This window comes from Streptomyces sp. NPDC000151, assembly GCF_040301705.1.
Lineage (GTDB): Bacteria > Actinomycetota > Actinomycetes > Streptomycetales > Streptomycetaceae > Streptomyces.
This window is the reverse complement of the sequence record NZ_JBEPFC010000213.1, coordinates 1-9,635: the sequence shown is the minus strand read 5'-3', so window position 1 is coordinate 9,635 and position 9,635 is coordinate 1. Positions and strand designations below refer to the sequence as shown.

9 protein-coding genes and 1 pseudogene are annotated in these 9,635 nt (G+C 74.5%); 4 read left to right on the top strand and 6 right to left on the bottom strand.

The window, feature by feature from the left end; all coding sequences use genetic code 11:
- A partial coding sequence (gene panC, locus ABT381_RS33580; RefSeq protein WP_351601132.1) for a pantoate--beta-alanine ligase occupies positions 1-808 on the bottom strand: 808 nt, incomplete at its 3' end.
- Positions 805-1,734, bottom strand: coding sequence for a Rossmann-like and DUF2520 domain-containing protein (locus ABT381_RS33575; protein ID WP_351601129.1), 930 nt, complete (start codon positions 1,732-1,734; stop codon positions 805-807). The genes ABT381_RS33575 and panC, both read right to left, overlap by 4 nt.
- Positions 1,735-1,945: 211 nt before the next feature.
- Between ABT381_RS33575 and ABT381_RS33570 the strand changes: the two genes are divergently transcribed.
- Positions 1,946-3,100 (top strand): threonine aldolase family protein, encoded by a 1,155-nt coding sequence (locus ABT381_RS33570; protein ID WP_351601126.1) that lies wholly within the window; start codon positions 1,946-1,948, stop codon positions 3,098-3,100.
- Here the strand turns inward: ABT381_RS33570 and ABT381_RS33565 are convergent.
- The gene (locus ABT381_RS33565) at positions 3,011-3,343 is read right to left on the bottom strand and encodes a hypothetical protein (RefSeq protein ID WP_351601123.1); all 333 of its coding nucleotides are present in this window, start codon (positions 3,341-3,343) and stop codon (positions 3,011-3,013) included. The genes ABT381_RS33570 and ABT381_RS33565 overlap by 90 nt on opposite strands.
- 145 nt (positions 3,344-3,488) lie before the next feature.
- Between ABT381_RS33565 and ABT381_RS33560 the strand changes: the two genes are divergently transcribed.
- Entirely contained in the window at positions 3,489-4,601 is a 1,113-nt protein-coding gene (locus ABT381_RS33560; RefSeq protein WP_351601135.1) for a DUF5937 family protein, read from the top strand.
- 76 nt (positions 4,602-4,677) lie between these two features.
- Here the strand turns inward: ABT381_RS33560 and ABT381_RS33555 are convergent, their stop codons facing one another.
- Both ABT381_RS33555 and ABT381_RS33550 read right to left on the bottom strand, forming a co-directional pair.
- Positions 4,678-5,361, bottom strand: coding sequence for a response regulator (locus ABT381_RS33555; RefSeq protein ID WP_351601120.1), 684 nt, complete (start codon positions 5,359-5,361; stop codon positions 4,678-4,680).
- A gap of 104 nt (positions 5,362-5,465) precedes the next feature.
- A complete protein-coding gene (locus tag ABT381_RS33550; protein ID WP_351601116.1) occupies positions 5,466-6,671 on the bottom strand; it encodes a sensor histidine kinase in 1,206 nt (401 codons plus the stop codon).
- A 121-nt stretch (positions 6,672-6,792) separates the two neighbouring features.
- Between ABT381_RS33550 and ABT381_RS33545 the strand changes: the two genes are divergently transcribed.
- The gene (locus tag ABT381_RS33545; protein ID WP_351601113.1) at positions 6,793-7,878 is read left to right on the top strand and encodes an SAM-dependent methyltransferase; all 1,086 of its coding nucleotides are present in this window, start codon (positions 6,793-6,795) and stop codon (positions 7,876-7,878) included.
- A complete protein-coding gene (locus tag ABT381_RS33540; protein ID WP_351601110.1) occupies positions 7,875-9,017 on the top strand; it encodes an NADH-quinone oxidoreductase subunit D in 1,143 nt (380 codons plus the stop codon). Before ABT381_RS33545 ends, ABT381_RS33540 begins: the two co-directional genes overlap by 4 nt.
- Before the next feature lie 156 nt (positions 9,018-9,173).
- Here the strand turns inward: ABT381_RS33540 and ABT381_RS33535 are convergent.
- Positions 9,174-9,635: pseudogene (locus ABT381_RS33535) on the bottom strand (hypothetical protein); the annotation flags it as partial.

The window sequence follows — 9,635 nt, the reverse complement described above, 5'->3', positions numbered from 1 at the left end:
CCGCCCGGTCCTCGCCCATAGCGGCCAGCCCCACGGCGCGCGCCTCGGAGTGCGTACCGGCCCCGGCCCGCACCCGCAGCGCCTCTTCGGCGGCCAGCCGGTCGCGGGCCGCGAACAGGGCGCGCGAGAGGGCCAGCGCGGTACGGCGCTCCTCGGGCGAGAGGTAGCGGTTGCGGCTGGAGAGGGCCAGCCCGTCGTCCTCCCGTACGGTCGGCACGCCGACGATCTCCACGGGGAAGTTCAGGTCGCGCGCCATACGGGTCACGATGGCGAGCTGCTGGGCGTCCTTCTGGCCGAAGAAGGCCACGTCCGGTGCCGTGAGGTGGAGCAGCTTGGCGACGACGGTGGCCATGCCGTCGAAGTGGCCGGGGCGCGAGGCGCCCTCCAGCACGTCGCCCATGGGGCCCGCGCTGATGCGGACCTGGGGCTCGCCGCCCGGGTAGACCTCCTCGACCGACGGCGCGAAGACCGCGTCGGCGCCGGCCGCGCCGGCCACCGCGAAGTCGGCGTCCAGCGTGCGCGGGTAGCGGTCCAGATCCTCGCCCGCGCCGAACTGCAGCGGGTTCACGAAGACGGTGACCACGACCTGCCCTTCGGGGCCGACGTGCGCGCGCGCCGTACGGACCAGCGTCGCGTGGCCCTCGTGCAGCGCGCCCATGGTCATCACGACGGCGCGGCGGCCGCGGCGCGGCAGGGCCCGCAGCTCGGCGGCGGTGCTCACCAGGTGGGGGCGGCCGGCGGGAGCGGGCGCGGGGGCGGCCGACGGGACGTGGGCGTCCGTACCGGCCGGGTGTGCCGTGGTGTTCATCGAGTGCCTCCCTCCGTACGGTCCGCGTCCCCGGAGAGCACGCCGAGCAGGTCCTCGGCGAGCTCCGGCTTGAGCAGGCCGTGCGCGAGCGCCCGGTCCGCCGTCGTACGGGCCATGGCGAGGTATCCGGAGACCGCCTGCGGGGAGTGCTTGCGCAGCTCCGCGACGTGCGCGGCGACCGTACCGGCGTCACCGCGCGCGACCGGCCCGGTCAGCGCGGCGTCACCGGAGCGCAGCGCGTTGTCCAGCGCGGCGCCCAGCAGCGGCCCGAGCATCCGGTCCGGCGCGCCGACCCCGGCCGTGCGCAGCAGCTCCAGGGACTGGGCGACGAGCGTGACGAGGTGGTTGGCACCGATGGCCAGGGCCGCGTGGTACAGCGGCCGGGCGGCCTCCTCGATCCACTCGGGCTCGCCGCCCATCTCGATGACCAGCGCCTCGGCGGCCATCCGCAGCTCCTCGGGCGCGGTGACCCCGAAGGAGCAGCCGGCCAGCCGCTGGACGTCCACGGAGGTGCCGGTGAACGTCATCGCGGGGTGCAGGGCCAGCGGCAGCGCGCCGGCCCGGGTGGCCTCGTCCAGCACGCCCGCGCCGAACCTCCCGGAGGTGTGCACGAGCAGCTGTCCCGGCCGCACGGCGCCGGTCTCCGCGAGCCCGGCGACCAGGCCGGGCAGCGCGTCGTCGGGGACGGTCAGCAGCACCAGTTCGGCGCGCGCGAGGACCTCCTCCGGCGTCACGAGGGGCACGTCGGGGAGCAGCGCGGCGGCGCGCCGCCGGGAGGCGTCGGAGACGCCGGAGACGGCGACCGGGTGGTGCCCGGCCAGCTGCAGTGACGCGGCGAGCGCGGGCCCCACGCGGCCTGCCCCGACGACACCGACGGTGAGCCGGGCGGGGCGGTCCTGGGGCTCTGTAAGGGGGTTCTCATTCACGCGGCGATGGCCTTCCGTTCCAGTCCGCGGGGGGTACCGGACGTTTCCTGGTCATGCTACGCGGTGTTCCCGGCCCGCCCCGAGGGACGGACGGCAGGTGAGACGGGCGTCTCGTGGCCGCTCCGAAACCCCCTCGCCGTCCGCGGGCGGCTGCGGGATGATCGGGCCCGCGTACGGGCCGTACGCGGGCGGGGACGAGGAGGGCGGCAGGATGACCGACCAGGACGACCGGACGCGCCGATTGGCCGCGTGGCGGGGCTGCGAGCGCATACTCATGCGCAGCGTCACCGACACCACGATCGCCGAGCGGCTGACCGCGCTCGCCTCCGAGGGCGCCGAGAGCCACGACCTGGCCGGGCCGACCGACATGTACGCCGACGAGGAGGGCATCGTCGGCACCCTGGAGCGGCGCACGGCGGAGCTGCTGGGCACCGAGGCCGCCGTGTTCTTCCCCACCGGCACGATGGCGCAGCAGGTCGCGCTGCGCTGCTGGGCGGGGCGTACGGGCAACGCCACGGTGGCCGGGCATCCGATGTCGCACCTGGAGGTGCACGAGCGGGACGCGTACGCGGTGGTCAGCGGGTTGCGGATGATCCACCCGACGACCGGGCCGCGGCTGCCGACCGCCGAGGAGGTGCGCGGCCTGGACGAGCCCTTCGGGACGCTCGCGCTGGAACTGCCGCTGCGGGACGCCGGTTTCGTGCTGCCCTCCTGGGAGGAGCTGGTGGCCGTGGCCGAGGCGGCCCGCGAGCGGGACGCGGTGGTGCACTTCGACGGCGCGCGGCTGTGGGAGTCGGCGCCGCACTTCGGACGCGCGCTCCCGGAGGTCGCCGGCCTGGCCGACAGCGTGTACGTCTCGTTCTACAAGTCGCTCGGCGGCATCTCCGGGGCCGCGCTGGCCGGCGGCGAGGACTTCGTCGCCGAGGCGCGGGCCTGGCGGCACCGGTACGGCGGGCTGCCGTTCCAGCAGTGGCCGGCCGCGCTCGCCGCGCTGACCGGCCTGGACCGGGAACTGCCCCGCCTCCCGGAGTACGTCGCGCACGCCAAGGTGATCGCGCGGGCGCTGGCCGAGGGGCTGGCCGAGTGCGGCGTCCCGTGGTTCCGGGTGCACCCCGACCCGCCGCACACCCAGGACTTCCAGCTGTGGCTGCCCTACGCCCCCGAGGTGCTCGACGAGGCCGCCCTGCGGCAGGCGGAGGAGACCCGTACCGGCCTCTTCCGGCGCTGGTGGAGCGGCGGCGTACCGGGTGTGGCCGCGACCGAGATATCGGTGGGCTCAGCCGCACTGGGCTGGACTGCCGCCGACGTGCGGGGCGCTCTCCCGGACTTCCTGGCGCGGGTCCGGACGGTGGCCGACGGGGGCTGAGGCGGGCGCAGGGCGCCCGGCGGGGGCCGAGGCGGGCGTGCGGCGCCCGAGCAGGGCCCGTACGGCGCGCAGGGCCCGGGCCGGCAGCCGGTCGGCGGACGGCGTGACGACCGCCTCGAAGCGCCGCCAGTCGCGGACCTCCCGCAGCGCCCGTACGTCGCCGGCACCGGGCAACGGCGGCCCGGCCTCCCCCCGCTGAGCCGCGCGGTAGACATCGATCATGTGCTGCTGCATCGCGTTCATGTCCTCCACGGTGGGCGGCGCGCGCCGCCCGGGGCACGCCGATTGACGGGAGCCGTCAAACGTCGGCGGGCACGGCGCGCGGGTCGCGCATGATGGGCGTACCGGGCCGGAACGGCGCGCTCGCGCAGGGGAGGAACACGTGGGGATCCAGATCGACATCACGGGGCTGCCGGAGGAGCGCTTCGTCTTCGCCCCCTCGCCGCTCGCGGAGCTCGGTACCGCGCTGCACGCGCTCACCGAGCCGGGCCACCACCCCGGGCTGCACGGCTGGACCACGGCGACCTGTGCCGCGTTCAAGCCGGACCTCGCCGACCGGCTGCACGAGGCGGACTTCCTGTGGGGGCCGACCTTCTCCGACATCTCGATGCCGTTCGCGGCGCTCGCCGACACCCACGGCACGCCCGGCGCGACCCTCGCCGAGGACCTGGACCTGCTCGACCGGCTGGACGACGAGCTGTACGTCGCGGCGGCGCTGGAGATCTCCTGCGCCAGCCTCTACAGCAGGGGCGGCCCCTCGCCCCTGGTCGACGCGGAGGCGCGGCACCAGGCGCTGGAGCGCGCGGTGGCGCGCGGCCCGCGCCAGGCGGAGTTCGCACGCCGGCTGCTGGCCGACCCGCCGGCCGTACGGGCCTGGATTCGCCGCTTCTTCGAGGACTGCGACCAGGCGTTCTTCGCGGACGTCTGGCAGCGCGTCCGCGTGCAGCTGGCGGCCGATGCCCGGCACAAGACCGAGGTACTGCGCCGCAAGGGCCTGGCCGACGCGCTCACGGAGGTGTCCACGGCCCTCGCGGTGGACGAGGAGCAGCGCCGCATCACGGTCGACAAACTGAGCAACGGCCGGACCACCGCGGTGGACCCGGAGGCCGGCGCCGGGCTGACGTTCGTCCCGACCTCCTTCGGCTGGCCGCATCTGATGGTGCTGCACGCGCCGGGCTGGCGGCCGGTCATCCACTACCCGGTGGCCGCGCCCGAGCTGTCCCGTACGGCCTCCGTGGAGCTGCTCCAGCAGCGCCTGGAAGCGCTGGCGCACCCGGTGCGCATCCGGATCTGCCGCAACCTCGCCCGGACCGCGTACAGCACCGGCGAACTCGCTTCAGAGCAGGGCATCACCGCGCCCGAGGTCTCCCGGCACCTGGCCGTACTGAAGAAGGCGGGCCTGATCCAGACCCGCCGCCGCGGCCGGTACGTCCTGCACCAGCTGGACCTCCAGGTCGTCGCCCGGCTGGGCAGCGACTTCCTGGAGGGCATACTGCGCTGACGGGGCGCCTACGGGTCCTGCGGCTGCCGCATCCGTGGGGCAGCGGGGCAGCGGTCCTTCATACGCCGCGGTCCTTCTATGACGCGCCGCCGCCCGCCCGCACCAGGCCCGTCTCGTACGCCAGCACGACCGCCTGGACGCGGTCCCGCAGTTCGAGCTTGGTGAGGATGCGGCCCACGTGTGTCTTGACCGTGGCCTCGGAGAGGACCAGCCGGGCGGCGATCTCGCCGTTCGACAGGCCCTGCGCGACCAGCAGCAGCACCTCGCGCTCCCGCTCGGTGAGCCGCCGCAGCTCCGGGCGGCCCTCCTGCGGCGCGGCCGACGGCAGCATCGGCGTGAAACGGTCCAGCAGGCGGCGGGTGGTGGACGGCGCGACCACCGCGTCACCACTGTGCACCGCGCGGATCGCCCCCAGCAGCTCGTCCGGCGGCACGTCCTTGAGCATGAAGCCGCTGGCCCCCGCCTTGAGCGCGGAGAACGCGTACTCGTCCAGGTCGAAGGTGGTCAGGATGAGCACCTTCGGGGCGTCCTCGGCCGTCCCGTCCGCGCAGATCCGCCGGGTGGTCTCCACGCCGTCCAGGTTCGGCATCCGCACATCCATCAGGATCACGTCGACCCGGGTGGCCCGCAGCACCTCCAGGGCGGCCACGCCGTCGCCCGCCTCCGCGACGACCTCCATGTCCGGCTGGGCCGCCAGCACCATCCGGAAGCCGGTGCGCAGCAGCACCTGGTCGTCGACGAGCATCACGCGGATCGTCATGGCGGTCCGTCCCTTCGGGGCATCGGTCAACAGAATGGCGCGCCGCGGGCGGCGCGTCCGGTGGGTGGCGGCGCGTCCGGTGGTGGTGGCGCGCCCCGGGCGCGCTAACGCGCCGGTGTGAGCGGCAGCACGGCGCTGATACGGAAGCCGCCGCCCGGCCGCGGCCCCGCGTCCAGGCTGCCGCCGACCATACCGACGCGTTCCCGCATGCCGATGAGGCCGTGGCCCTGCCCGTCGGCGCCGCCTTCCTCGTACAACTCGTGCTGCGCGCCCCGGCCGTCGTCCTCGACGAGCAGCTGCAGGCTCTCGTCCCCGTAGACGAGGCGGACGGTCGCGCCGGCGTCGGGCCCGCCGTGCTTGCGGGTGTTGGTCAGCGCCTCCTGGACGATGCGGTACGCGGTCAGCTCCACGCCGCTGGGCAGCGGCCGCTCCCGGCCGCCGACCGTGAACTCCACCGGCAGGCCCGCGCCGCGCACCTGCTCCACGAGGTCGGCGAGCTGGTCGACGCCGGGCTGCGGCACGTACTCGCCGCCCTCGGCCCCCTCGCCGGTCCGCAGCACGCCAAGCAGCCGGCGCATCTCGGCGAGCGCCTGCCGGCCGGTGCCCGAGATGGTCTCCAGCGCCTGCTGGGCCTGCTCGGGCGCGGACTTCAGTACGTACGCGGCACCGTCGGCCTGCACCACCATCACCGAGACGTTGTGCGCGACGACGTCGTGCAGCTCGCGGGCGATCCGGGCGCGCTCGGCCGCCACCGCCATCCGAGACTGCGTCGCGCGCTCCTTCTCCAGCCGCGAAGCGCGCTCCTCCAGCTGCGCCCAGTAGGCGCGCCGGGTGCGCAGCGAGTCGCCCATCACCCAGGCCAGTACGAACGGGACAGTCAGGAAGACGACGACGACCACGTCCTGCCACACCCTGTAGTACGGGTCGGGCTCGTGCCAGCGGAGCCTGGACAGGACCGGCGCGAGGACGCCGCCGACCAGCGCGTACCGGGAGGCCCAGCGGACGTTCCCGTACGCGACGGTGTAGATGATCACCAGCATCGCGAAGTCCGCCGGGTTCGGCTCCACATCGAAGAGCAGCTGCGCGACGCCCGCGAGCGTCGCCAGCAGCAGCATCCTCAGCGGCGCCCTGCGACGCAGCGCGACGACCGTGCACAGCGCGAGGACGACCAGCACCCCGACGGCGTGCTGCACGGAGCCGGTGAGTGTGTCGGAGACCAGCCACAGGCCGCAGAACGCGAGCAGCAGCAGCGCCCAAAAGGTGTCCACACCTGTCGGGTGCCTGCGGAAGAAGTCGTAGAGACGCTGCACGTAACCCAGCGTAGGCAGGGCCTATAGATGTACGGGTCAACCGAAGGAGCGATCCTGGGCGCGCGCCCTACTCCCCAAGGTGGATGCCGGACGGTACCCGGGCCGCCCGTACGGTGGGGCGGTGACGAACGAGTGGTGCGGCTGGCGGGACGCGACGGAACGGGCGCTGTACGGGCCCGGCGGCTTCTACACGCGCGCGGACGGCCCCGGGCCCGCCGGTCACTTCCGCACCTCGGTGCACGCCTCACGGCAGTACGCGGGCGCCGTGGCGACGCTGCTGGAGCGCGTGGACGAGGCGCTGGGCCATCCGGGGCGGCTGGACGTCCTGGACGTCGGGGCGGGGCGCGGCGAGCTGCTGAGCGGCGTCCTGGCGGCGCTGGACGCGGCCGACAGCGGACGGGCGGCCGCGTCCCTGCCGGCCCGGCTGCGCGCGTACGCCGTGGAGAAGGCGCCCCGCCCGGAAGGGCTCGATCCCCGCGTCACCTGGCTCGCCGAACTGCCCGCCCCGGGGACGCTCACCGGCCTGCTCTTCGCCAACGAGTGGCTGGACAACGTCCCGGTGGACGTCGTCGAGACGGACCCGGACGGGGTGCTGCGCCGGGTGCTCGTCCGCGCGGAGGACGGCGCGGAACGGCTCAGCGAGCCGGTCACGGGCGAGGACGCGGCATGGCTGGCCGAATGGTGGCCCACTGGTGAGGACGCGTGGCCCACTGGTGAGGACGCCGGGCCGACGGACGGGGACGGCGGGCCGGGCACCCGGGCCGAGATCGGGCGCCCCCGGGACGCGGCGTGGGCGCGTGCCGTAGCGACGCTGCGCCGCGGGTTCGCCGTGACCGCGGACTACGCGCACCTACGGGAGGCCCGCCCGCCGTACGGCACGCTCACCGGCTTCCGCGACGGCCGCGAGACCGCCCCCGTGCCGGACGGCAGCCGCGACATCACCGCGCACGTCGCGCTGGACGCCTGCGCGGCGGCCGGCGGCACCGGGGCGCTGCTGCTCACCCAGCGGGCCGCGCTGCGCTCCCTGGGCGTCGACGGCAGCCGGCCGCCGCTGGCCCTCGCGACCACCGATCCGGCCGCCTACCTGCGGGCCCTCGGCGGCGCCGGCGAGGCCGCCGAGCTGACCGACCCGGGCGGCCTGGGGGCCTTCCACTGGCTGGTCCAGCCGGTCGGCCTGCCGGCCGGAGCTGTCAGACTGTCCCCATGACGGAGACGATGGTCGGCATTGGCGGTGCGGCGGAGAGCACGGACATGGTGCTCAACATCGGGCCCCAGCACCCCTCCACGCACGGTGTGCTGCGGCTGCGCCTGGTACTGGACGGCGAGCGCATCAGCCACGCCGAACCGGTGATCGGTTACATGCACCGGGGCGCGGAGAAGCTCTTCGAGGCGCGCGACTACCGCCAGATCATCGTGCTCGCCAACCGCCACGACTGGCTGTCGGCGTTCTCCAACGAGCTCGGCGTCGTGATGGCCGTCGAACGGATGCTCGGCATGGAGGTCCCGGAGCGGGCGGTGTGGACGCGCACGCTCCTGGCCGAGCTGAACCGCGTACTGAACCACCTGATGTTCCTCGGCTCCTACCCCCTGGAGCTGGGCGGGATCACCCCGGTCTTCCACGCCTTCCGCGAGCGCGAAGAGCTGCAGAACGTCATGGAGGAGATCTCCGGCGGCCGGATGCACTACATGTTCAACCGCGTCGGCGGCCTCAAGGAGGACCTGCCGGCCGGCTGGCTCGGCCGGGCCCGGGACGCGGTGGCCGCGGTCCGCTCCCGTATGGACGTCTTCGACCGGCTGGTACTGGGCAACGAGATCTTCCGCGGCCGGACCCGCGGCGTCGGCGTGCTGACCCCGGAGGCGGTGCACTCGTACGGCGTCTCCGGGCCCATCGGCCGCGCCTCGGGCGTCGACTTCGACCTGCGCCGCGACGAGCCGTACCTGGCCTACGGGGAGCTGCAGGACACCCTGAAGGTCGTCACCCGCTCCGAGGGCGACTGCCTGGCCCGCTTCGAGGTGCTGCTGGAGCAGACGCACAACGCGCTGGACCTGGCGGACGCCTGTCTGGACCGGATGGCGGAGCTGGCCCCCGGGCCGATCAACCAGCGGCTCCCGAAGGTGCTCAAGGCCCCCGAGGGCGCGACGTACGCCTGGACCGAGAACCCGCTCGGCATCAACGGCTACTACCTCGTCTCCAAGGGCGAGAAGACCCCGTACCGCCTCAAGCTCCGCTCCGCCTCGTTCAACAACATCCAGGCCCTGACGGAGCTGCTCCCCGGCACCCTGGTCGCCGACATGGTCGCCATCCTGGGCTCGCTGTTCTTCGTGGTGGGCGACATCGACAAGTGACGGACGGGGCGTGGCCCGCTGTACGCGGGGTAGCGCCCGGGCCAACACCAACAGGGTCGTCCACAGGGTGTGGATAACTTTCACGCCTGTGTTGCACAGCAGAACGCCCGCACCGGTCAGTGACCGGTGCGGGCGTTTCTCTTGCCTGTTCGCGGCTTACTGCGCGGCCGCGCTGCGGAGCTCGACGACGTCGATCTGTTCGGTCTCGTCGTGCGCGGTCAGGTCGATGACCTCACCGGCGGCGGGCTCACCGGACTCGGACTCGGACTCGGCCTCGGACTCGGACTCGGCCTCGGACTCGGACTCGGACTCGGACTCCGGCCGAGGCTCCGCCTCAGCGGCCGTTTCCGCGGCGGGCTCCGGCGTGGCCGTGGCGCTGTCCTCGCGCGGCTGTACGGGGGCCGGTGCTGCGGCCTGTACGGGCTGCTGCGTGGCCTGGCGGGCCGCGGCGCGGGCCGACTGTTCGGCCACCGCCTCGTCGCCCACCACGTCCGCGAGGTCCTCCTCCAGCGGCGCCGCCGGGGCCTCCGTGGGCACGGCGCCCGCGCCCGTACCGAAGAAGTCGAAGCCGCCGGTCGCCCGCGAGGCGGGCCGGCGCTGCGCGCCGAGCGGCGCGAC